The organism is Streptomyces sp. NPDC033131, assembly GCF_055578365.1.
This window is the reverse complement of sequence record NZ_JBVIPA010000003.1, coordinates 111,729-134,449: the sequence shown is the minus strand read 5'-3', so window position 1 is coordinate 134,449 and position 22,721 is coordinate 111,729. Positions and strand designations below refer to the sequence as shown.

19 protein-coding genes are annotated in these 22,721 nt (G+C 70.8%); 8 read left to right on the top strand and 11 right to left on the bottom strand.

Annotated features, from left to right (window positions below; all coding sequences use genetic code 11):
* Nucleotides 1–33: 33 nt before the first annotated feature.
* The gene (locus tag ACZ5XS_RS05890; protein WP_468648156.1) at nt 34–1,080 is read right to left on the bottom strand and encodes a LacI family DNA-binding transcriptional regulator; all 1,047 of its coding nucleotides are present in this window, start codon (nt 1,078–1,080) and stop codon (nt 34–36) included.
* A 329-nt stretch (nt 1,081–1,409) separates the two neighbouring features.
* On the opposite strand from ACZ5XS_RS05890, the gene ACZ5XS_RS05885 reads away from it, so the two are divergent.
* The 3 genes from ACZ5XS_RS05885 to ACZ5XS_RS05875 are packed head-to-tail and all read left to right on the top strand — an operon-like array spanning nt 1,410 to nt 4,542.
* The gene (locus tag ACZ5XS_RS05885; protein WP_217240298.1) at nt 1,410–2,561 is read left to right on the top strand and encodes a Gfo/Idh/MocA family protein; all 1,152 of its coding nucleotides are present in this window, start codon (nt 1,410–1,412) and stop codon (nt 2,559–2,561) included.
* A complete protein-coding gene (locus ACZ5XS_RS05880; RefSeq protein WP_468648154.1) occupies nt 2,558–3,709 on the top strand; it encodes a dihydrodipicolinate synthase family protein in 1,152 nt (383 codons plus the stop codon). The genes ACZ5XS_RS05885 and ACZ5XS_RS05880 overlap by 4 nt, the downstream gene beginning before the upstream one ends.
* Nucleotides 3,710–3,741: 32 nt before the next feature.
* Entirely contained in the window at nt 3,742–4,542 is an 801-nt protein-coding gene (locus ACZ5XS_RS05875; protein ID WP_468648595.1) for a sugar phosphate isomerase/epimerase family protein, read from the top strand.
* A 241-nt stretch (nt 4,543–4,783) separates the two neighbouring features.
* Here the strand turns inward: ACZ5XS_RS05875 and rbsD are convergent, their stop codons facing one another.
* From rbsD to ACZ5XS_RS05850, 5 genes are all read right to left on the bottom strand, one after another.
* Nucleotides 4,784–5,173: a D-ribose pyranase gene (rbsD, locus tag ACZ5XS_RS05870; RefSeq protein ID WP_468648152.1), complete on the bottom strand. Its 390-nt coding sequence runs from the start codon at nt 5,171–5,173 to the stop codon at nt 4,784–4,786.
* Complete coding sequence (locus ACZ5XS_RS05865) at nt 5,170–6,072, bottom strand: ribokinase (RefSeq protein ID WP_468648150.1); 903 nt, start codon at nt 6,070–6,072, stop codon at nt 5,170–5,172. The genes rbsD and ACZ5XS_RS05865 overlap by 4 nt, the downstream gene beginning before the upstream one ends.
* A 66-nt stretch (nt 6,073–6,138) precedes the next feature.
* On the bottom strand, nt 6,139–8,088 hold the full coding sequence (locus ACZ5XS_RS05860) for an ABC transporter permease/substrate-binding protein (protein WP_468648148.1): 1,950 nt from the start codon (nt 8,086–8,088) through the stop codon (nt 6,139–6,141).
* Entirely contained in the window at nt 8,078–9,613 is a 1,536-nt protein-coding gene (locus tag ACZ5XS_RS05855; protein ID WP_468648146.1) for a sugar ABC transporter ATP-binding protein, read from the bottom strand. The genes ACZ5XS_RS05860 and ACZ5XS_RS05855 overlap by 11 nt, the downstream gene beginning before the upstream one ends.
* Nucleotides 9,610–10,680 carry a LacI family DNA-binding transcriptional regulator gene (locus ACZ5XS_RS05850; protein ID WP_468648145.1) on the bottom strand — a complete coding sequence of 357 codons (1,071 nt, stop codon included), beginning with the start codon at nt 10,678–10,680 and terminating at the stop codon, nt 9,610–9,612. The genes ACZ5XS_RS05855 and ACZ5XS_RS05850 overlap by 4 nt, the downstream gene beginning before the upstream one ends.
* A 198-nt stretch (nt 10,681–10,878) precedes the next feature.
* Between ACZ5XS_RS05850 and ACZ5XS_RS05845 the strand changes: the two genes are divergently transcribed.
* From ACZ5XS_RS05845 to ACZ5XS_RS05835, 3 genes are all read left to right on the top strand, one after another.
* The gene (locus ACZ5XS_RS05845) at nt 10,879–11,244 is read left to right on the top strand and encodes a cupin domain-containing protein (protein ID WP_468648143.1); all 366 of its coding nucleotides are present in this window, start codon (nt 10,879–10,881) and stop codon (nt 11,242–11,244) included.
* 146 nt (nt 11,245–11,390) lie between these two features.
* A complete protein-coding gene (recD2, locus tag ACZ5XS_RS05840) occupies nt 11,391–13,634 on the top strand; it encodes an SF1B family DNA helicase RecD2 (RefSeq protein ID WP_468648141.1) in 2,244 nt (747 codons plus the stop codon).
* Between the two features lie 211 nt (nt 13,635–13,845).
* Nucleotides 13,846–15,144 (top strand): citrate synthase, encoded by a 1,299-nt coding sequence (locus tag ACZ5XS_RS05835; protein WP_468648139.1) that lies wholly within the window; start codon nt 13,846–13,848, stop codon nt 15,142–15,144.
* Between the two features lie 936 nt (nt 15,145–16,080).
* On the opposite strand, the gene ACZ5XS_RS05830 is transcribed toward ACZ5XS_RS05835, so the two are convergent.
* Nucleotides 16,081–16,320 (bottom strand): heavy-metal-associated domain-containing protein, encoded by a 240-nt coding sequence (locus ACZ5XS_RS05830; RefSeq protein ID WP_468648593.1) that lies wholly within the window; start codon nt 16,318–16,320, stop codon nt 16,081–16,083.
* A 157-nt stretch (nt 16,321–16,477) separates the two neighbouring features.
* Nucleotides 16,478–17,143, bottom strand: coding sequence for a TetR/AcrR family transcriptional regulator (locus ACZ5XS_RS05825; protein ID WP_468648137.1), 666 nt, complete (start codon nt 17,141–17,143; stop codon nt 16,478–16,480).
* A 124-nt stretch (nt 17,144–17,267) separates the two neighbouring features.
* Between ACZ5XS_RS05825 and ACZ5XS_RS05820 the strand changes: the two genes are divergently transcribed.
* Both ACZ5XS_RS05820 and ACZ5XS_RS05815 read left to right on the top strand, forming a co-directional pair.
* The gene (locus ACZ5XS_RS05820) at nt 17,268–19,490 is read left to right on the top strand and encodes an MMPL family transporter (protein WP_468648136.1); all 2,223 of its coding nucleotides are present in this window, start codon (nt 17,268–17,270) and stop codon (nt 19,488–19,490) included.
* 44 nt (nt 19,491–19,534) lie between these two features.
* On the top strand, nt 19,535–20,578 hold the full coding sequence (locus ACZ5XS_RS05815; RefSeq protein WP_468648134.1) for a zinc-dependent alcohol dehydrogenase family protein: 1,044 nt from the start codon (nt 19,535–19,537) through the stop codon (nt 20,576–20,578).
* Here ACZ5XS_RS05815 and ACZ5XS_RS05810 read toward each other — a convergent pair.
* From ACZ5XS_RS05810 to ACZ5XS_RS05800, 3 genes are all read right to left on the bottom strand, one after another.
* Nucleotides 20,559–21,122: a GNAT family N-acetyltransferase gene (locus ACZ5XS_RS05810; protein ID WP_468648132.1), complete on the bottom strand. Its 564-nt coding sequence runs from the start codon at nt 21,120–21,122 to the stop codon at nt 20,559–20,561. The genes ACZ5XS_RS05815 and ACZ5XS_RS05810 overlap by 20 nt on opposite strands.
* Before the next feature lie 50 nt (nt 21,123–21,172).
* On the bottom strand, nt 21,173–21,373 hold the full coding sequence (locus ACZ5XS_RS05805; RefSeq protein ID WP_468648130.1) for a helix-turn-helix transcriptional regulator: 201 nt from the start codon (nt 21,371–21,373) through the stop codon (nt 21,173–21,175).
* A 323-nt stretch (nt 21,374–21,696) separates the two neighbouring features.
* The gene (locus ACZ5XS_RS05800) at nt 21,697–22,614 is read right to left on the bottom strand and encodes a sugar phosphate isomerase/epimerase family protein (protein WP_468648128.1); all 918 of its coding nucleotides are present in this window, start codon (nt 22,612–22,614) and stop codon (nt 21,697–21,699) included.
* Nucleotides 22,615–22,721: the final 107 nt, after the last annotated feature.

Genomic DNA, 22,721 nt, shown 5'->3' with positions numbered 1-22,721 from the left:
CGACGCCGGGTCACCCCGCAAGCACCGGCGAGCTCACCCCCGCGGCGCCCCGGAGGACCCCCGTACCATCAGCTCCCCCCGGATCGTCGCGATCCCGCCCGGCGGTGGCTCCTCCCGCCCCATCGCGATGCGCCCCGCCCGCACCCCGGCCTCGGCGAGCGGCAGCCGTACCGTCGTGAGGGCCGGCACCGCGTCGATGCTGAAGGGAAGATCGTCGAACCCGGCCACCGACACGTCGTCCGGAATCCGCAGCCCGGAGTCCCGCAGCGCCGCGCACGCACCCAGCGCGACGGAGTCGTTCGCCGCCACCACCGCCGTCAGTGAGGGATCGCGCCGCAGCAGTTCCAGGGTGGCCTCGTAGCCGGACCGCCGGTCGTACCGTCCGTGGACCGTCCAGCGCGGGTCCTCGTCGATGCCGTGGGCCTTCAGCGCCTCCCGGTGCCCCTCCAGCCGGTGGCGGGTCGTCGTGCGTTCCTCGGGGCCGGCGATGTAGCCCAGCCGCCGGTGCCCGAGACCGATGAGGTGTTCGGTGAGTTCCCGCCCGCCCCCGCGGTTGTCGAAGGTCAGCGCGATCGCCTGGGTGTCGGGCGCCGGCGGTCTTCCGCACAGCACCACCCGCGTCCCCGCGTCCGCCATCTTGCGCAGCTTCGAGGTCATGGCCGCCGCGTGCGGCACGTTCTCCACCGCGCCGCCGGTGAGCACGACGGCCGCCGCCCGCTGCCGCTGCAGCAGCGTGAGGTAGGTCAGCTCGCGCTCGGGGAAGCCCCCGGTGTTGCACACGACCGCCAGCCGCTCGCCCCCCGCGCGCCCGCCCGGCCCGCCGATCTCCGACTGGATCGCACCCGCCATGATCCCGAAGAAGGGGTCGGCGATGTCGTTCACCAGGATCCCGACCAGGTCGGACGTCGCCGCCGCCAGGGAGCTCGCGGGGCCGTTGAGCACGTAGTCCAGCTCGTCCACCGCCCGCAGCACCCGCTCACGGGTGGACGCCGCCACGGGATAGTTTCCGTTCAGCACGCGCGACACCGTCGCGGGGGAGACCTGGGCGCGGGCCGCCACGTCCGCCAGGGTCACCGTCATCTCGTCGTCCTCCGGTCGCGCATCTCGTCGTACCTCGTCGTACACACACCGACCAACGCCGGTCCCTCGTTGCACAGGGAGAGCCAACGGTGTCGAGCAGACCTTAAAGCCCCCGCCCCCGGTTGTTCGCCCCCTCGAACAACTCGACCCCGTCACGGTCTTGTCTGGACCGCTGGTCAGAGGCTAGCTTCTCATCAGATAGAAAGCGCTTGCTGTAACGCTCATCAGCGGGGCGGGAATCCGACGACCCGGCCTAGGCGTACGCGGCGCGCACAACCGCGTACGAAACGCGCGCGAACGCCGCGTACGACGCCTACGAAGGGAATGACGTGACACGCAAGACGGTGCGTATCGCCATGAACGGCGTGACCGGGCGCATGGGCTACCGCCAGCACCTGGTCCGCTCCATCCTGGCCCTCCGTGAGCAGGGCGGCCTCGACCTCGGCGACGGCACCGTGCTGTGGCCGGAGCCGATCCTGGTCGGCCGGCGTGAGCACGCCCTGCGCGCGCTCGCCGAGCAGCACGGCCTGGAGCACATTTCCACGGATCTGGACGCGGTCCTCGCCGACCCGACCGTCGACATCTACTTCGACGCCCAGGTCACCTCCGCCCGCGAGGAGGCGCTGCAGAAGGCGATCGCCGCGGGCAAGCACATCTACACCGAGAAGCCGACGGCCACCGGCCTCGAAGGCGCCCTGGACCTCGCCCGCCTGGCCAACGCCAAGGGCATCAAGCACGGCGTGGTCCAGGACAAGCTCTTCCTGCCGGGCCTGCTCAAGCTCAAGCGGCTCATCGACGGCGGCTTCTTCGGCCGCATCCTGTCCGTGCGCGGCGAGTTCGGCTACTGGGTCTTCGAGGGCGACTGGCAGACCGCCCAGCGCCCGTCCTGGAACTACCGTGCCGAGGACGGCGGCGGCATTGTCGTCGACATGTTCCCGCACTGGGAGTACGTCCTGCACGAGCTGTTCGGCCGCGTGAAGACCGTCCAGGCCATCGCCACCACCCACATCCCGCAGCGCTGGGACGAGAACGACAAGCCCTACGACGCCACCGCCGACGACGCCGCCTACGGCATCTTCGAGCTCGACGGCGGCGCGATCGCCCAGATCAACTCCTCCTGGGCCGTCCGCGTCAACCGCGACGAACTCGTCGAGTTCCAGGTGGACGGCACGGAGGGCTCCGCGGTGGCCGGACTCAGGAACTGCCGGGTCCAGCACAGGTCCGCCACCCCCAAGCCGGTCTGGAACCCCGACATCCCCGCCACCGAGGTCTTCCGCGACCAGTGGCAGGAAGTGCCCGACAACGCCGAGTTCGACAACGGCTTCAAGGCCCAGTGGGAGCTGTTCCTCCGGCACGTCTACGCCGACGCGCCCTACCACTGGGACCTCCTCGCCGGCGCCCGCGGCGTCCAGCTCGCCGAGCTGGGCCTGAAGTCGTCCGCCGAGGGCCGCCGTCTCGACGTACCGGAGATCGCGCTGTGACCATCCGACTCCCCGACCTCAAGGGCGGCTCGCGCACCTACGAGCCCCGTCCCGAACCCCTCGCCGTGACCTCCGGCACCGCCTTCACCTCCCGTACGGTCTTCTCCGCGGCCCACGTCGTCGCCGACCCGTACGCGGACGTGTCGCCCGACTCGCCCGCCGCCGTCGACTGGGACGCCACCCTCGCCTTCCGCCGCCACCTGTGGTCCCACGGACTCGGCGTCGCCGAGGCCATGGACACCGCCCAGCGCGGCATGGGCCTGGACTGGGCCGGCGCCGCCGAGCTGATCCGCCGCAGCGCCGCCGAGGCCAAGGCCGTCCAAGGCCTCATCGCGTGCGGTGTCGGCACCGACCAGATCGCCGCCGGGACGCTGGAAGAGGTCCGCGCGGCCTACGAGGAGCAGCTCGCCCTCGTCGAGGAGTCCGGCGCGCAGGCCATCCTGATGGCCTCGCGGGCGCTCGCGGCGGCGGCCAGGAGCCCCGAGGACTACCTCGACGTCTACGGCCACCTGCTCCGTCAGTCCGCCGAGCCGGTGATCCTGCACTGGCTCGGCCCGATGTTCGACCCGGCGCTGGAGGGCTACTGGGGCTCGTCCGACCTGGACGCCGCCACCGACACCTTCCTCGAGGTCATCGCCGCCCACCCCGACAAGGTCGACGGCATCAAGGTCTCCCTGCTGGACGCCCAGCGCGAGATCGACCTGCGCCGCCGCCTCCCGAAGGGCGTGCGCTGCTACACGGGCGACGACTTCAACTACCCCGAGCTGATCGCGGGCGACGAGAAGGGCTTCAGCCACGCGCTGCTCGGCATCTTCGACCCGCTGGGCCCGCTGGCGGCGGAGGCGGTCCGCGTCCTCGACACCGGGAACGTGGCCGGCTTCCGCGAACTGCTCGACCCCACCGTCGAGTTGTCCCGCCACCTCTTCCAGACGCCGACCCGCTTCTACAAGACGGGCGTGGTGTTCCTCGCCTGGCTCGCGGGCCACCAGAGCCACTTCACCATGGTCGGCGGCCTCCAGTCGGCCCGCTCCCTGCCGCACTTCGCCCGCGCCTACGAACTCACCGACCGACTGGGCCTGTTCCCCGACCCGAAGCTGGCCGAGGAACGGATGAAGAACCTGCTGAGCCTGTACGGAGTGACCCAGTGAGCACCGGACTCGAACGCTTCTCCATCAACCAGATGACGGTCAAGCAGCTGTCGATGCCCGAACTGGTCGACACCTGCCTCGAACTGGGCGTACCGGGAATCGGCCTCTGGCGCGAACCGGTCCGGTCGTACGGTGTGGAGGCGACGGCGAAGCTGGTCCGCGACGCCGGCCTGAACGTCACCACCCTGTGCCGCGGCGGCTTCTTCACGGCGATCGACCCGGACGAGCGCGCCAAGGCCCTGGACGACAACCGCCGGGCGGTCGACGAGGCCGCCACCCTCGGCACCGACGTGCTGGTCCTGGTCTCCGGCGGCCTGCCCGCCGGCTCCAAGGACCTGCGCGGTGCGCGGGAGCGGATCGCCGACGCGCTCGGCGAGCTGGGCCCGTACGCGCAGGACCACGGCGTGAAGCTGGCCATCGAGCCGCTGCACCCCATGTACGCGGCCGACCGCTGCGTGGTCTCCACCCTCGCGCAGGCCCTCGACCTCGCGGAGCGCTTCCCGGCCCGCCAGGTCGGCGTCACGGTCGACACGTACCACATCTGGTGGGACGACGCCGCGCCCGAACAGATCGCCCGCGCGGGCGCCGGCGGCCGTATCCACACCTTCCAGCTCGCCGACTGGACCACCCCGTTGCCGGAGGGCGTCCTCAACGGCCGCGGCCAGATCGGCGACGGCTCCATCGACATGCGGGAGTGGAAGGCCCATGTGGAGGCGGCCGGCTACACCGGCTCCATCGAAGTCGAGCTGTTCAACGACGCGTTGTGGGCACGGGACGGGCGGGAGGTGCTCGCGGAGACCGCGGCACGGTTCGTGGAGCACGTGATCCGATGAGCGCGTGAGCCGGGCGGACGCCTCACCGGGCCCGTCGGCACGGCTGCGAAAAAAATCGCGGATCGCGTGCAACCCTTTCCGCCCATGCTGTGTCGTACATGGCATCAGGACTTCTCGGAGGGGGATCCGGGGGGATCGCGGGGGTTCTGATGTGGAGGGGAAAACCCGAGGGGGGCCGGTCGACAGACCGGACCCCCTCGAAGTTTTTCCCGGCCGGTGGCTCAGAACCATGGCCAATGTTCTAGAAGAAGACCCCGCACCGCAGCAGCACGTTCGCGTACGGCCGTGCCTCCCCGGTCCGGACGACCAGGCGCGCCCCCGCCGACAGCTCCTTGAGCCTCTCGTGCGGGACCAGGGCCAGGTCCGGGAAGCGGTCGTCCAGCAGTGCCGAGGCCTCCGCGTTCGCGTCCCGTACCTCCGTCGCCGCCGTCGCGCCCTCCACCACCAGCTCGGCCAGCAGCCCCTCCAGCACCTCGGAGAAGGACGGCACCCCGGCCCGGAAGGCGAGGTCGACGACGCGCGGCCCGTCGGGTATCGGCATGCCGGCGTCGCACACCAGTAATCCGTCCCCGTGGCCCAGCTCGGCGAGCGCGCCGGAGAGGTGGCGGTTCAGGATTCCGGCCTTCTTCACCGGGCCTCGACCTCCGCCGCCGTGGGGAACGACTCCTGCGCGCCCGGCCTGGTCACCGCCGCCGCCCCGACCCGGGACGCGTACGACGCCGCCTCCTCGAGCGACGCACCGGCGCCGAGCCGGCAGGCCAGTGCCGCGGTGAACGCGTCGCCCGCGCCCGTCGTGTCCACGGCGGCCACCTTCACGGACGGGACCCTGGTCACGCCCTCCGAGGACGCCACCAGCGAGCCCTCGGCGCCGAGGGTCACCACGACCGACCGGGGGCCCTTCGCGAGCAGGGTCAGCGCCCAGTCCTCGGGCCGGTCGCCGACGAGGGCGTCCCCGAGGATCACCTTCGCCTCGTGCTCGTTGACGATCAGCGGGTCGCAGGCCGCCAGGACCTCCTGGGGCAGGGGACGCGGCGGAGACGGGTTGAGAACGAAGCGGCAGTCCGGCGCCAGGTTCCGTACGACCTCCACGACCGTCTCCAGCGGGATCTCCAGCTGCGCCGACACCACGCGCGAGGCGTGCAGGACACCGGCGGCGGCGCGCACGTCCTCCGGCGTCAGCCGGCCGTTCGCGCCCGGCGAGACCACGATGCTGTTGTCGCCCGACGGGTCCACCGTGATCAGTGCGACCCCGGTCGGCGCGCCGCCCACCAGGACGCCCGCCGTGTCGACGCCGGCCGCCCGCTGCGAGTCGAGCAGCAGCCGGCCGTGCGCGTCGTCGCCGACCCGGGCCAGCAGGGCCGTACGGGCACCGAGGCGGGCGGCGGCGACCGCCTGGTTGGCGCCCTTGCCGCCCGGGTGGACGGCCAGGTCGGAGCCGAGGACGGTCTCTCCGGCGCCGGGGCGTCGTTCGACGCCGATCACCAGGTCGGCGTTGGCCGACCCGACGACCAGTAGGTCGTGGTCGTACATGAAGGAACTCCCCTGGTCAGTGACTTGGAGCGGGCAGCCTCGTGGCGCCCGCCCCCTCGGCGATGTTCAGCCGCTGAAGCCGGCCACGTTCTCCTTCGTGACCACCTTCACCGGCACCTTGACCGTCTCCTCGACCTTCTTCCCCTCCAGCGCCTTCAGCGCGTTGTCCACGGCGATCCGGCCGAGCTGGGTCGGCTGCTGCGCCACGGACGCGTACAGCGTGCCCGCCGCGACCGCCTCGAGGCCGTCCGGAGTGCCGTCGAAGCCGACGACCTGGACGGACGTGCCGGCCTTGGAGCCCAGCGCCTTGACCGCGCCGAGGGCCATCTCGTCGTTCGCGGCGATGACGCCCTGGACGTCGGGGTGCGCCTGGAGCAGGTTCGACATCACGTCGAGGCCCTTGGTGCGGTCGAAGTCCGCGGGCTGCTGGGCCACCACCTGGATGCCCGGGTAGGCCTTGAGGCCCTTGGCGAAGCCCTCGGCGCGCTCCCTGGCGGCGGAGGTGCCCGCCTGGCCCTGCAGGATCACGATCTTGCCCTTGCCGCCCAGCTTCTCGGCGACCGTCTTCGCGGCGAGTTCGCCGCCCGCGACGTTGTCGGAGGCGACCAGCGCGTCGGTGGTGGCCTTGTTGACGCCCCGGTCGACGGCGACGACCGGGATCTTCGCCTTGTCCGCGGCCCGTACCGACGGGCCCGCCGCGTCCGAGTCCACCGGGTTCACGATGATCGCGTCGTAGCCCGAACTGGTGAAGTTCTGCAGCTGGTTGGCCTGCTGGGAGGCGTCGTTCTGGGCGTCCGTGACGGTCAGGTCCACGCCCCGCTTCTTCGCCTCGGCCTGGGCGCCTGCCCGGATCTGCACGAAGAAGGGGTTGTTGAGGGTGGACAGCGACAGGCCCATCTTCGGCGTCGAGGACGAGGAGGTGCCGCCGTGCAGGAACGAGGTCGCGCCGACGATCGCCACGGTGACCACCGCGGCCAGTGCGTACGTCGTCGCCTGCTTGCCCCGGCCCCCGCCGGACAGGCCCGCGGCCGACGGGGCCGACCCGGCCTTGCGGCGCAGGGTGTCGAGCAGCACCGCCAGCGCGATCACGACACCGATGACGACCTGCTGCCAGAAGGCGGACACGGACAGCAGGTTCAGGCCGTTGCGCAGTACCGCCAGGATCAGCGCGCCGATCAGCGTGCCGGACGCCTTGCCGGTACCGCCGGCGAGGGAGGCGCCGCCGATGACGACCGCGGCGATCGCGTCCAGTTCGTAGCCGTCGGCGGCCTGCGGCTGCGCGGAGGACAGCCGGGAGGCGAGCACGACGCCCGCGGCGGCGGCGAACACGCCGGACAGGGCGTAGATGGCGAGCTTCTGCTTCTTCACGCGCAGGCCGGACAGCCGGGCGGCCTCCTCGTTGCCGCCGATCGCGTACATGGAGCGGCCGATGTACGTCCGGCCGAGCACGAAGGCCGCGATCAGTCCCATCACGATCATCACGAGCACCGGCACCGGCAACCAGCCGCCGAGCGTGTCCCCGAGGTGCGAGACGGAGTCGGGGAAGGCGATCGGTGAGCCCTCGGAGATCACCAGCGACAGACCGCGGGCCACCGACAGCATGGCCAGGGTCGCGATGAACGGCGGCAGTTTGCCGTACGCGATGAGGAAGCCGTTGACCAGGCCGGCCGCGATGCCGGTGGCGACCGCCAGGACGACCGCCAGCACCACCGGAACGCCGTGCGACGTGGCGCTCCACGCAAGGACGGTGGCCGACAGCGCCGCCACCGAGCCGACCGACAGGTCGATGCCCGCCGAGACGATCACGAAGGTCACACCGAAGGCGAGGATGGCGGTCACGGCCGCCTGGACACCGACGTTGAGCAGGTTGTCCGTGGTCAGGAAGTCACCCGACAGCGCCGACATGGCGACGACGAGGACGATCAGCGCGGTGAGCGCGCCGTTGTCGAGGAGCAGGCGGCGGACCGCCGCGGCGCCACCGGCGCCCGCCCCGCTCTTGAGCGTGTCAGCGGCCACGGCCGGCCTCCGGTTCAGTGGTAGGGGGGTTGCTCACGGCGAGTGCCATCACCGCGTCCTGCGTGGCCTCGACCGCGGACAGTTCGCCCGCGATCCGGCCCTGGGCCATCACCAGCACCCGGTCGCTCATACCGAGCACCTCGGGCAGATCGCTGGAGATCATCAGGACGGCGGCACCGGCGGCCGTCAGTTCGTTGATCAGCTGGTAGATCTCGACCTTGGCGCCGACGTCGATCCCGCGCGTCGGCTCGTCGAGGATCAGCACCTTGGTCTCGGCGAGCAGCCACTTGCCGATGACGACCTTCTGCTGGTTGCCGCCGGACAGCGTCCTGACGTGCTGGCCGAGTCCGGCCATCCGCACGCCGAGCTGTTCGGCGATCCGGGCGGCCGCGGCGCGCTGCCCCTTGAGGTCGACGAGCCCGCCGCGGGTCGCCGACCGCATGGTCACCAGCCCGAGGTTCTCCTCGACGGACGCGTCCAGCACCAGCCCCTGGCCCTTGCGGTCCTCGGGGATCAGCCCGATGCCCGCGGTCATCGCCGCGTTGACGTCGTCCTTGGGGACCGGGGCACCGGAGACCTTCACGGCACCCCTGTCGTACGGGTCCGCCCCGAACACGGCCCGTACGACCTCCGTACGGCCCGCTCCGACGAGCCCCGCGATGCCGACGACCTCGCCGGCGTGCACCTCGAAGGTGACGTCGTGGAAGACCGCGTCCCGGGTCAGCCCTTCGACGGTGAGCAACGCGGCTGCGGTCCCCGCCTCGGCGGCGGCCCGCTCGCGCGGGTACTGCTGCTCGATCGACCGCCCCACCATGAGGCGTACGAGTTCGTCCTCGGACGTGTCGGCGGGGACCTGCCCGACGCTCCTGCCGTCGCGGATGACCGTCACCCGGTCTCCCAGGGCGGCGATCTCCTCCAGATGGTGCGTGATGAAGACGATGCCGACGCCGTCCTCGCGCAGCCTGCGCACGATGGAGAAGAGCTTCTCGACCTCCTCGGAGGTGAGTACGGCGGTCGGCTCGTCCATGATCAGCACGCGCGCGTTCAGGCTCAGGGCCTTCGCGATCTCGACCATCTGGAGGCGCGCGATGCCGAGTTCCCGCACACGCGCGCGGGGGGACACGTTCACGCCGACCCGCTCCAGGAGGACGGCGGCGTCGGCCTCCATCCTCTTCCGGTCGATCATCCCCAGGCGGCGCGGCTGCCGTCCCAGGAAGATGTTCTCGGCGACCGTCAGATCGGGAACGAGGTTGAACTCCTGGTAGATGGTGGCGATCCCGAGGCGCTCGGAGTCCTGCGCACCATGGATGCGCACCTCCTCGCCACCGGCCAGGATCCGCCCGCCATCGGGCGTGTAGGCGCCGGAGAGCATCTTGATGAGGGTGCTCTTGCCCGCGCCGTTCTCACCGAGGAGCACGTGCACCTCGCCCCGGCGCAGATCGAAGTCGACGCCGTCGAGCGCGATCACGCCGGGGAAGGCCTTCCGTATGCCCTCGATGCGCAGCAACTCGTCCTGGTTGCTCACGACTGGCTCCTTCTTACGGGGGGCCGCACAGTGGGGGACTGTGCGGGGGGCGGCTCGGGGGAAGCCGGTGGCTCCGCCGGCTCGCCGCACGAGCGGCGTACGACGAGACGGGCGGGGAGGGTGACGGACTCGGGGGACCGCCCCTCGATGCGGTCGACCAGCGCGCGCACGGCGGCCCGCCCGAGCTCGCCGGTGGGCTGGGCGATCGCGGTGATCGGCGGGTCGGTGTGCACGAACCAGGGGATGTCGTCGAACGCGGCCAGCGCGATGTCCCCGGGAACGCGCAGCCCGCGCGCGCGGATCGCGTCCAGGGCGCCCAGGGCCATCAGGTTGTCCGTCGCGAAGACGACCTCGGGCGGCTCGGGCAGGTCGAGGAAGCCCTCGGTGACCCGCCGCCCGCTGGCAGCCTGGAAGTCGCCCTGGCCGATGTAGACGTCGGGGAGAGGGAGACCGTACGCGTGCAGCGCCGCCCTGAAGGCCGCCACGCGCTCCTGACCGGTCGTGGTCGCCGCCGGCCCCGCGATGATCGCGAGCCGCCGGTGACCGAGGCCGTGCAGATGGGCGACGAGGTCGCGCACCGCCTCCAGCCCGTCCGCCCGGACCACGGGCACCTGAACGCCAGGGATCCAGCGGTCCACGAAGACCATCGGCGTCCCCCCGCGCGCGGCGTCGAGCATCAGCGGCGACCCGCCGTCGGTCGGGGACACGAGGAGACCGTCGATACGACGGTCCAGCAGGTTCCGTACGTGATGGTCCTGGAGGTCGGGCCGCTCGTCGGCGTTGCCGATGATGACGCTGTAGCCCAGCGCGCGGGCCGCCTCCTCCACGGAGCGGGCCAGCTCGGTGAAGTACGGGTTCATCACGTCGCTGATGACCAGGCCGAGGGTGTGGGTCTGGTCGGTGCGCAACGACCGTGCGACGGCGTTCCGGCGGTAGTCCAGTACCTCGACGGCGGCCAGCACGCGCGTGCGTGCGTCCGCGCTGACCGACGGATGGTCGTTCAGGACGCGCGAGACCGTGGCGACGGAGACGCCCGCCTCGGCAGCGACGTCCTTGATGCTCGCCATCGCCGCTCCACCTCCTTGTGGAACTCGGGGGACGCATGGAATCGATTACATCCGTGCGCTGAGAGGATTGGAATCGATTACACGCGAGTCCACAAGACCCCGACACCGGATCGTGATGTCGCGGGTGCCCGCGAGGCGGGCCAGGCTGGAGACGCGGGGGCGTTTCTCGAGGCCCCGGTGGGCCGGAGCGGAGGAGTCATGACAGCGGCGACTCGCGACGAGGTACCCGTCGCTCTCGAAGGCGACGGCCTGGACGTACGCACCAAGCCCATGGGAGGCGGCATGTCCGTCGGCTTCTTCCGTCTGCCGCAGGGCACGGACATGGGTCCCGCCCTGAAGGGCCTCGACGGCGACGCGTGCCAGTGCCCGCACTGGGGCTACCTGCTGAAGGGGCGGCTGAGGATGCTCACGGCCGCCGGCGAAGAGGAGTACGCGGCGGGCCAGGCGTACTACTGGGGCCCCGGCCATGTTCCGGTGGCCCTGGAGGACTGCGAGTTCGTCGAGTTCTCCCCGACCGAGGACTTCCAGAAGGTGCTCGACCACGTCACGTCGCAGGCGGGATAGCGGCTGACGGATCCGCTGCCCGGCCGGGCGCGGTCCGCGGGGGTCACCGCGTCCTCGGTGCGTCCAGGGCGGCCGCAGCCCTGGCCCGGCGCCTGAGTCACGCGGTACCGGCCGGGCCTGTCGGTGCCGGGCGGTACCGTCGGATCATGGCTCAGGGATCGGGGAGCGGGGAGCGGCGACTGGCCGTGCTCGAAGGCGTGCTCGAGCGCATCACGTACGCCAACGAGGAGAACGGCTACACGGTCGCCCGGGTCGACACCGGCCGAGGCGGCGGCGACCTCCTCACCGTCGTCGGCGCGCTGCTCGGCGCCCAGGTCGGCGAGTTGCTGCGGATGGAGGGCCTGTGGGGCTCCCATCCGCAGTACGGCAAGCAGTTCACCGTCGAGAACTACACGACCGTGCTCCCGGCCACCGTCCAGGGCATCCGCCGCTACCTCGGCTCGGGCCTGGTCAAGGGCATCGGTCCCATCTTCGCCGACCGCATCACCCAGCACTTCGGGCTGGACACCCTCCGGATCATCGAGGAGGAGCCCAAGCGCCTGATCGAGGTCCCCGGTCTCGGCCCCAAGCGGACGAAGAAGATCGCCGACGCCTGGGAGGAGCAGAAGGCGATCAAGGAGGTCATGCTCTTCCTCCAGACCGTCGAGGTGTCCACGTCCATCGCGGTCCGCATCTACAAGAAGTACGGCGACGCCTCCATCTCCGTGGTGAAGAACCAGCCCTACCGGCTGGCCGCCGACGTCTGGGGCATCGGCTTCCTCACCGCCGACCGGATCGCCCAGTCCGTCGGCATCCCGCACGACAGCCCGGAACGCGTCAAGGCGGGCCTGCAGTACGCCCTTTCGCAGTCCACGGACCAGGGCCACTGCTACCTCCCCGAGGAACGGCTGATCACCGACGCGGTCAAGCTCCTCCAGGTCGACACCGGCCTGGTCATCGAGTGCCTCGCCGAGCTCGCGGCGCCCCCGGAGGAGGGGGAGGACCCCGGTGTCGTACGGGAGAAGGTGCCCGGTCCGGACGGCGCCACCGTCACCGCCGTCTACCTCGTCCCCTTCCACCGGGCCGAACTGTCCCTCTCGGCCCAGCTGTTGCGCCTCCTGCGCACCGGTCAGGACCGGATGCCCGGCTTCAAGGACGTGGCCTGGGACAAGGCGCTGGCCTGGCTCGGCTCGCGCACCGGGACCGATCTCGCGCCCGAGCAGGAGGCAGCCGTCCGGCTCGCGCTCACCCAGAAGGTCGCCGTCCTCACCGGCGGCCCCGGCTGCGGCAAGTCCTTCACGGTCCGCTCGATCGTGGAGCTGGCCCGCGCCAAGAAGGCCAAGGTCGTGCTCGCCGCCCCCACCGGCCGCGCCGCCAAGCGTCTCGCCGAGCTCACCGGCGCCGACGCCTCCACCGTCCACCGCCTGCTGGAACTGAAGCCCGGCGGCGACGCGGCCTACGACAAGGACCGCCCGCTGGACGCCGACCTGGTGGTGGTCGACGAGGCGTCGATGCTCGACCTGCTGCTCGCGAACAAGCTGGTGAAGGCCGTGCCCCCCGGGGCGCACCTGCTGTTCGTCGGGGACGTGGACCAGCTGCCCAGCGTCGGCGCCGGCGAGGTCCTGCGCGACCTGCTCGCCGAGGGCGGTCCGATCCCCGCGGTGCGGCTCACGCGCGTGTTCCGGCAGGCCCAGCAGTCCGGAGTGGTGACCAACGCGCACCGGATCAACTCCGGGCAGCACCCCGTCACCGACGGCATGAAGGACTTCTTCCTGTTCGTCGAGGACGACACGGAGGAGGTCGGCCGGCTCACCGTGGACGTGGCGGCGCGGCGGATTCCGGCCAAGTTCGGCCTCGACCCGCGCCGGGACGTCCAGGTGCTCGCCCCCATGCACCGGGGGCCCGCCGGCGCGGGCAACCTCAACGGGCTGCTCCAGCAGGCCATCACCCCCGGGCGCCCCGAGCTGGCCGAGAAGAGGTTCGGCGGAAGGGTCTTCCGGGTCGGCGACAAGGTCACCCAGATTCGCAACAATTACGAGAAGGGCACCAACGGTGTCTTCAACGGCACCGTGGGCGTGGTCACCTCGCTCGATCCGGTCGACCAGCGCCTGACGGTGCTGACGGACGAGGACGAGGAGGTTCCGTACGAGTTCGACGAGCTGGACGAGCTGGCCCACGCGTACGCGGTGACCATCCACCGTTCCCAGGGGAGCGAGTATCCGGCCGTGGTGATCCCGGTCACCACCAGCGCCTGGATGATGCTCCAGCGGAACCTCCTGTACACGGCGGTGACCCGCGCCAAGAGGCTTGTCGTCCTCGTCGGATCACGCAAAGCGATCGGCCAGGCGGTGCGCACGGTGTCCGCGGGACGCCGCTGTACGGCGCTCGACTTCCGGCTCTCGGGACTGTGAGCACAAAAAATGATCGATCAAATGAGTCATGTGGGTCACAGAGCTCTTCCGGAAGCGGGTTGGGGAGGGGCAGGATGGCGAGTTGGCGGCACTCAGTGCCGCCGATAAGCCCAATGGTCGACCCCGAGTGCACTCTCGTGCGCCAAATGGGGGATGGTAGAGACAGTCAGGGCAACCTCGAAGAAGAGGCACAACGTCGGTGAGGGATGACGTGAGCGAGCACACCAACAACGCTGTAGTACTGCGGTACGGCGACGGCGAGTACACCTACCCGGTGATCGACAGCACCGTCGGCGACAAGGGCTTCGACATCGGGAAGCTCCGCGCCCAGACCGGTCTGGTGACTCTGGACAGCGGCTACGGGAACACCGCCGCCTATAAATCCGCTGTCACCTATCTCGACGGCGAGTCGGGCATTCTCCGGTACCGCGGATACCCGATCGAGCAGCTGGCCGAGCGCTCCACCTTCCTGGAGGTCGCCTACCTGCTGATCAACGGCGAGCTGCCGACCGTCGACGAGCTCACCTCGTTCAAGACCGACATCACGCAGCACACCCTGCTGCACGAGGACGTCAAGAACTTCTACCGCGGCTTCCCGCGGGACGCCCACCCGATGGCCATGCTGTCGTCGGTGGTCTCCGCGCTGTCCACGTTCTACCAGGACAGCCACAACCCGTTCGACGAGAAGCAGCGCAACCTCTCGACGATCCGGCTGCTCGCCAAGCTTCCGACGATCGCGGCGTACGCGTACAAGAAGTCGATCGGTCACCCGTTCGTCTACCCGCGCAACGACCTCGGTTACGTCGAGAACTTCCTTCGCATGACCTTCTCGGTCCCGGCGCAGGACTACGAACTCGACCCGGTCGTCGTCTCCGCCCTGGACAAGCTGCTCATCCTGCACGCGGACCACGAGCAGAACTGTTCGACCTCCACGGTCCGCCTGGTCGGCTCCTCGCAGGCGAACATGTTCGCCTCGATCTCCGCCGGCATCTCCGCCCTGTGGGGCCCGCTGCACGGCGGCGCCAACCAGTCGGTGCTGGAGATGCTGGAGGGCATCCAGGCCACCGGCGGCGATGTCGACTCCTTCATCCGCAAGGTGAAGAACAAGGAGGACGGCGTCCGCCTGATGGGCTTCGGCCACCGGGTCTACAAGAACTTCGACCCGCGCGCCAAGATCATCAAGGCCGCCGCGCACGACGTGCTGTCCGCCCTCGGCAAGTCCGACGAGCTGCTGGACATCGCGCTGAAGCTGGAGGAGCACGCGCTCTCCGACGACTACTTCGTCTCGCGCAGCCTCTACCCGAACGTGGACTTCTACACCGGCCTGATCTACCGCGCCATGGGCTTCCCGACCGAGATGTTCACGGTCCTGTTCGCCCTCGGCCGCCTGCCGGGCTGGATCGCCCAGTGGCACGAGATGATCAAGGAGCCCGGTTCCCGCATCGGCCGCCCGCGCCAGATCTACACGGGTGTCGTCGAGCGCGACTTCGTTCCGGTCGAGGCGCGTTGATCACCGCGGCCGCCTAGGGTCTGTCCGGCGGTCAGGTCGCAGGACATCCGCGGCGCCTCATCGACGCAGGCCGTGAACGGTCAGCCGGGCATTACGGTGGGACACGAAGGCCTCCGTGCGGTGAAGATTCGACACCTTCACCACACACGGAGGCCTTCGTCATGACCAAGCCCGGCCGGCGTCGACAACGCTTGTGATCACCACACCCGGCGAGCGGCGGCCCGGCGCACGAAAGCGGAAGGCGCCCTGTCGACGGTCCCCCCACGGGCCGGCGTCCAGGGCGCCTTCCCATGTCCCGGTGCGGATTCCCCCCACGGGATCCGGCCGGGCGTCTGTGAGAAAACCAGCGCCTGAAATTCGCTGTTGAGCAAAACGAGCAGAACTCGTCGTATTACTGCTGTGTGCGGTCTGCCGGGACAGCGCACGCTGGGAGGGCCGCTCAAAGCTCCCCGGTGTGCGTGCCCCGGCAACGCATCCCTGAGGACGTCCCCCAAGACATCCTCAGATGTCAGTCGGCGCCCCCCAAGACGCTTCCTGACACCGTCAACTTAGACCTTCGATCCCCTTCGATGGTTACGTTCGCGTCACTGTGATCTGGGTCTCTTGCGTATGTCCGTTAGATGCGCAAGGGCCCGGATACGGCGAACGAGACCCAAGCGTAAGGATGATGCGCGAGCCTTGTGAAGAGCTTATGTGAGGCGAGCGCAGGACTCCAGAGGGGCTTTGGCCTCGACTTCGACCAACCCGGCGGTAACAACGGCGTACTTCGCGATTCCGCTAACGGAATGTTCGCGGGCGGAGGCTGTTCGTCACCGCGAACGCCGACGAAGGCCTGGTGATCGCGAGTCGGCCGCTTGGCGGGTCCCGGACGGTCTCCGCCGCACCGCACGGCCCCGGTTCAGCCGGTCGGTGCGATCCGGGGCGGGAGGCCGGTGCTCAGGGCTTGCCGGCGAGTTCGAAGCCGGCCTCGTCGACGGCGGCGCGCACGGCCTCCTCGTCGAGCGGGGCCGCGGACACGACGGTGACCTCGCCGGTCGCGGCGACGGCCTTCACCGAGCTGACGCCGGGGATCTCCGAGATCTCGCCGGAGACGGAGCCCTCGCAGTGCCCGCAGCTCATGCCGCTCACCTGGTAGACGGTGGTGACGGAGCCGGGGGTGTCGGTCTGAGCGGTCATCTCGTTCTCCTCGTCGGGACGGGTGGGACTCACCCCCGTACGCTATACCCCTAGGGGGTACATCTCCAAGACGGGTCGCGGAGCGTCGGCAACCGGCGGGGACGCCGCGGACCGGCGTGCCGGGCCCCGCGTCCGCGGCATGGTCCGCCGGGCGGCCCTACGGGCCGGGGTGGCCGAGTCTCTCCCCGGCCAGCGGGTCGAGGTAGCGGACCAGGACGTTCTTCAGTTCCTGGATGTAGGCCGCCCGCTCGGCGCCCTCGTGGGCGAGGACGAGCTCCAGGCCCGCCTTGTACAGGCCCAGGCACATGTGCGCGGTACGGGTGAGGTCGGCGGGGGGCGCGTCGGGCAGGAACGAGGAGAGCAGGCCCTCGATGCGGGAGAGCAGGGTGGCGTGCAGCGCGTCGTGCGCCTCGGCGATCCGGCCGGGGACGTCGGGGCCGTGCATCAGGGCGAAGAACACCGGGTGTTCGCAGTTGAAGTCGATGAACCGCTCGACGGCGGAACCGACGGCCTCCTCCAGCGGGGTCACGGGGTCGATCGGTGCGAGCGCCTCGCCGTACGTCTCCCGCATCTCGTGCATGAGCCGGTCGCCCAGCTCGATCGCGATCGCTTCCTTGTTCGGGAAGAACTGGTAGAGCGTGCCCGGCGAGACGCCCGCCTCGCGGGCGATGGCGTTGGTGCTGGCGGCCGTGTAACCGGTGGTGCAGAAGACGTTGGCGGCGGCTTCGAGGAGTTGGGCGATCCGGCGCTCACCGCGGGCCTGGCGGCGGCGCGGCGGCTGCTCCTTCTCCTGCTGCTCCTGCTGCTCCTGGCTCTCGGGCACGCGTTTTCCCCAAGTCTCCGAACGCGGTTGACAAACACGAGCGGTCGCTCGCATTCTGGTGGAACGCGAGCGATCTCTCGTGTTTGCCATTTTATGCCTTCCTGGGTGAAGGGGACACCGCCCGATGACCGAAGTCAACGACCCGCCCCGCGCCGGCGGCTGGACCCGATTCGTGACCGCCCGCCCCCGGTTGTCGCTGCTCGCGGCACTGGTCGTCACCGTGCTCGCCGTGCTGGCCGGCAGCGGGGTCGCCGACCGGCTGGGCGCCGGCGGCTGGGAGGATCCGGGCGCCGAGTCGACGTACGCGACCAAGGCGCTGGAGCGCGAGTTCCCCGACTCCCAGCCCAACCTCCTGCTCCTGGTGGACTCGGGCGGCGCCTCGGTCGACGCCCCGGCGGTCGCCGCGGAGGCCGAGCGCCTCGCCGGGCGACTGGCCGGGGAGCGGGGCGTCGTGGGCGTCAGCTCCTACTGGCAGTCGGGTGCCCCCGCTCTGCGCGCGAAGGACGGCCACGAGGCGCTGATCGCCGCCCGGATCACGGGCGACGAGAAGGAGATGGGCCGGACCCTGGACCGCATCGCCTCCTCGTACCGGGGCGCGCACGGCCCGGTGGACGTGACGGTGGGCGGCCCGGTGGCCGTCCGGCACGAGATGCAGACGATCATCCAGGAGGACCTGGTCCGCGCCGAGATCATCGCGCTGCCGGTGACACTGGTGCTGCTGGTGATGGTCTTCGGCAGCGCGGTCGCCGCCCTGCTGCCGCTCGGCATCGGCATCGTCGCGATACTCGGCACGAACGCGGTACTGCGCGGCCTCACCGAGGTCACCGACGTCTCCGTCTTCGCACTGAACCTCACCACGGCCCTGGGGCTCGGCCTCGCCGTCGACTACGCCCTGTTCATCGTCCGGCGCTTCCGCGAGGAACTGTCCACCGGAGCCGAGCCGTCGACGGCGGTCGGCACCACCCTGCGTACGGCCGGCCGCACCGTGCTCTTCTCCGCGCTCACGGTCGCGGTCTCCCTCGCGGCGATGCTGCTCTTCCCGCAGTACTTCCTGCGGTCCTTCGCCTACGCCGGCATAGCGGTCGTCCTGCTGGCCGCGGCGGCCGCGCTGATCCTGCTCCCGGCGGCCCTGGTCCTGCTGGGCCACCGGGTCAACTCCCTCGACCTGCGCCGCGTGTTCCGGCGCCGCGTGTTCCGGCGCGGCGGGCCGCCGCGGGCGGCCATGGAGGGCAGTGGTGCCTGGACGCGCACCGCGAGCCTCGTCATGCGCCGCGCACCCTTCTTCGCCCTCGGCACCACCGCCGTGCTCGTCCTCCTCGGCCTGCCCTTCCTGGGCGTGAAGTTCGGCACCGCCGACGACCGCCAACTGCCCGCCTCCGCCGAGTCCCACGTCGTACAGCAGCACATCCGGGACGGCTTCCCCGGCAGCCCCGGCGGCGGACTCGACGTGCTCGCCGAAGGGCCGGCGACCCGGGCGCAGTACGCCGCGTACAAGGAGCGGATCGCGGACCTGTCCGAGGTGCGGCGGGTCGACGGCCCGCTGGTCAAGGGCGACTCGGCGTACTTCACGGTGCTGCCGAAGGGCGAGGCCGTCGACGACCCGGCTCAGCGCCTGGTGGGCGAACTGCGCGCCGTCAACGCCCCCTTCGACACCAAGGTGACCGGCGCGGCGGCGGTGCTGGTCGACTCCAAGGACGCGATAGCCGAACAACTGCCCCTCGCGGGCGCCTTCATCGTGATCGTCACCCTGCTCCTGGTGTTCTTGCTGACAGGCAGCGTGCTGATACCGGTCCAGGCGGTCGTGCTCAACGCGCTCAGCCTCACCGCGATGTTCGGAGCGGTGGTCTGGATCTTCCAGGACGGCCATCTGTCCGGCCTGCTCGGCTTCACCAGCCCCGGCTCCATCGAGACCACCCTTCCGGTCCTGATGTTCTGCGTGGCCTTCGGCCTGTCGATGGACTACGGCGTCTTCCTGCTCTCCCGCATCAAGGAGGAGTACGACGAGACCGGCGACCACGACCAGGCGGTCCGGCACGGGCTCCAGCGCACCGGCGGGCTGATCACCGCGGCCGCGGTCATCCTCGCGGTGGTGATGGTCGCGATCGGCACGTCCAGGGTGACCAACACCAAGATGCTCGGCCTGGGCATCGCCCTGGCGGTCGTGATGGACGCGATGATCGTCCGCAGCCTCCTGGTCCCGGCGGTCATGCGCCTCACGGGCCGGGCGACCTGGTGGGCCCCGGGGCCGCTGCGGCGGTTCCACCAGCGGTTCGGCCTGAGCGAGGGCGGCGGCGGACCCGAGCGGACCGTGACGCCGGACCGGGACAAGGTGGCGGCGCACGGCTAGCGTTCCCCCAGTCAGGGGTGATCGGCGACAGGCAGGGCGGGCGTATGCGGGCAGTGGTGTTCGAGCGGTACGGGGAGCCGGCCGAGGTGCGGGAGGTGGCCGACCCGAAGCCCGCGGAGCACGGGGTCGTGGTGCGGGTCGAGGCGACGGGACTGTGCCGCAGCGACTGGCACGGCTGGCAGGGCCACGACCCGGACATCACGCTGCCGCATGTGCCCGGGCATGAACTCGCCGGTGTCGTCGAGGCGGTGGGCGCCCGGGTGACCGGCTGGCGCCCGGGCGATCGAGTGACCGTCCCCTTCGTGTGCGCCTGCGGCACCTGTCCGTCCTGCGCGGCGGGCGACCAGCAGGTGTGCGAGCACCAGACACAGCCGGGCTTCACGCACTGGGGTTCCTTCGCCCAGTACGTGGCGCTGGACCACGCGGAGGTGAATCTCGTCGCGGTCCCGGACGAGATGTCCTTCGCCACCGCCGCCTCGCTGGGCTGCCGGTTCGCCACGGCGTTCCGGGCGGTGGTGCAGCAGGGCAGGGTGGCGGCGGGGGAGTGGGTCGCGGTGCACGGCTGCGGGGGCGTCGGCCTGTCGGCGGTGATGATCGCGGCGGCGTCGGGCGCGCGGGTCGTGGCCGTCGACGTGGCGCCTCAGGCCCTGGACCTGGCAAGGAAGTTCGGCGCGGCGCAGTGCGTGGACGCGTCCGGCACCGAGGACACGGCGGCGGCGGTCCGCGAGCTGACCGGCGGCGGCGCGCACCTCTCCCTCGACGCCCTCGGCTCGCCCGCCACCTGCGTGGCCTCGGTGAACGGCCTGCGCCGCCGCGGCCGCCATGTCCAGGTCGGCCTGCTGCCCTCCCCGACCGGTACGACACCGGTGCCGATGGCCCGAGCGATCGGACTGGAGCTGGAACTCCTCGGCAGTCACGGCATGGCCGCGCACACCTACCCGCCGATGCTGGAGCTGGTCCGTGCGGGAGTGCTGCGGCCCGACCTGCTGGTCACGTCCACGATCACCCTGGACGCGACCCCGTCCGCACTGGCCGCGATGGGCGCGGCACCGGGGGCGGGGGTGACCGTCATCGAGCCGTGGAGCTGAGGGCGGCCCACTCGTGGTCGAGCAGGGACATCAGCACCTCGTCGGTCCACTCGCCCTCGCGCAGCGCCGCCTCCCGCCGGACACCCTCGACCACGAAGCCGACCTTCTCGTACACGCGCCGGGCTCGGTGGTTAGTGCCGTAGACCTCCAACTGGATCCGGTGCAGGCCCAGTTGCTCGAAGCCGTGGCCGACGATGAGCCGGGTGGCCTCGGTGCCGAGCCCCCGGCCCCGGCCGCGGGGGCCGATGAGAGTGCGGAAGGTGCAGCCGCGGGCGTGCCGGTCCCACTCGTGCAGGACGACCTCGCCGACGAGTTCGCCGGTGGCGCGGTCGGTGACGGCGAGGTCGAGGCGGTCCGGCCGGCCGGACCGGGAGCCGTACCAGGAACGCAGTCCCTCCAAGGTGAGTTCGGTCGACGGCTCGAAGGTGAAGCGGACGACCTCGGGGTCCTGGATGATCTCCCAGATCTGCTCGGCGTCGGCCGCGGTGAATGGTCGCAGCCTGGTCTTTTCGCCGGTCAGGACGGGTTTGACGGAGAAGTCCATGGGAGGACTGTGCCCCACGGGCGAGTGGGGCGCAGGTGTTTTTCCGGCCGTCAGAACTCTCGTCGGCCCCGGTTGCCCGGGCGGGACGCCACCCACGCGCGGACGGTGTCCGCGTACCAGAAGGGCTTGCCGCCCTCGACGTGGTCGGGCGGTGGCAGCAGCCCGTGCTTGCGGTACGAGCGCACGGTGTCCGGCTGCACCCGGATGTGCGCCGCGATGTCCTTGTAGGACCAGAGCCTTCGGTCGGTCATGGGTTGCCCCTCCCTGCGCGTACCGCGGGGGCGGCCGGGGGCGGCCGTCCGGGGGAGCCGGGCACTGCGCTGGCGATCACAAAGCCTGTGCCCCGGTGAACGACGCGGCGCGAGGGCTGGGCAGGGCCTGTGCGCCGGGTGTGACGCAAGACCCGCGTACTTGCGACATGCGTGACACAAGGGAGGTACTTGTGACAGAGGTGACGCAAATGCGTACGCGGGCTCGTCGGCGGGGCGCGTTGACTTGTGGGTGACCGTGTCCTCCGGATCGCCCGGCCGGACGTCCGGCGTGCCGTCGGCGTGCCCCGCCGGTGTCGTGGCGGCTATGCCCCGCAGGACCTCAGGAAGGCCCGCGTCCGCTGCGCGATCGGCAGCGGCTTGTCCGGCTCGCACGGGTACATGTCCTGCTCGACGATCGCGAACAGGTCGACGTCGAGCTTCTGCGCGGCCTCCAGGACGGGCCCCAGTTCGGGCACCCCGTTGGGCGGCTCGCACATCACTCCGCGTGCGACCGCCGGCCCGAACGGCACCTCGCCCGCCCGCACGTCCGCAAGGATCTCCGGGTCGACCTGCTTGAGGTGCAAATACCCGATCCGCTCGCCGTAGGTCTCGATGAGCTTGACGCTGTCGCCGCCGCAGTACGCGTAGTGCCCGGTGTCCAGGCACAGTGACACCAGCGAGGAGTCGGTGGCGTCGAGGAAGCGGACCACGTTCTCCTCGCTGTCGATGTGGGTGTCGGCGTGCGGGTGGACGACGATCTGCAGGCCGTACTCCTCGCGCACCCGGCTCCCCAGCCGTTCGGTCAGGGAGCTGAGATTGCGCCACTGCTCGGGCGTGAGGGTGTCCGGCTCCAGCACCTCACCGGTCTTGTCGTCCCGCCAGAAGGACGGGATGACCACCAGGTGGGATGCGCCCATCGCCTGCGCCAGGACCGCGTTGTCCGCGACATGGTCCCAGGTCTTCTCCCACACGGCCTCGCCGTGGTGCAGGCCGGTGAAGACCGTGCCGGCCGACACTTTCAGGCCACGCCGGGAGGTCTCCTCGGTGAGGACGGCGGGATCGGTCGGCAGGTAGCCGTAGGGGCCGAGTTCGATCCACTCGTAGCCGGACTGCGCGACCTCGTCGAGGAAGCGCTGCCAGGGAACCTGCTGGGGATCGTCCGGGAACCAGACGCCCCAGGAGTCGGGGGCCGATCCGATCCGGATGCGGGACAGTGAGGTCTGAGGTGACAACGACGTCATGGCCGCCAGCGTGCGGATCCCGAGCGAGGGTGTCAAGCCCTGGTCCGAATGTCTGGACAAAACATTGACAGGGCTCACCATGCGGGGCTAGAAAGCCGTGGAGAGCC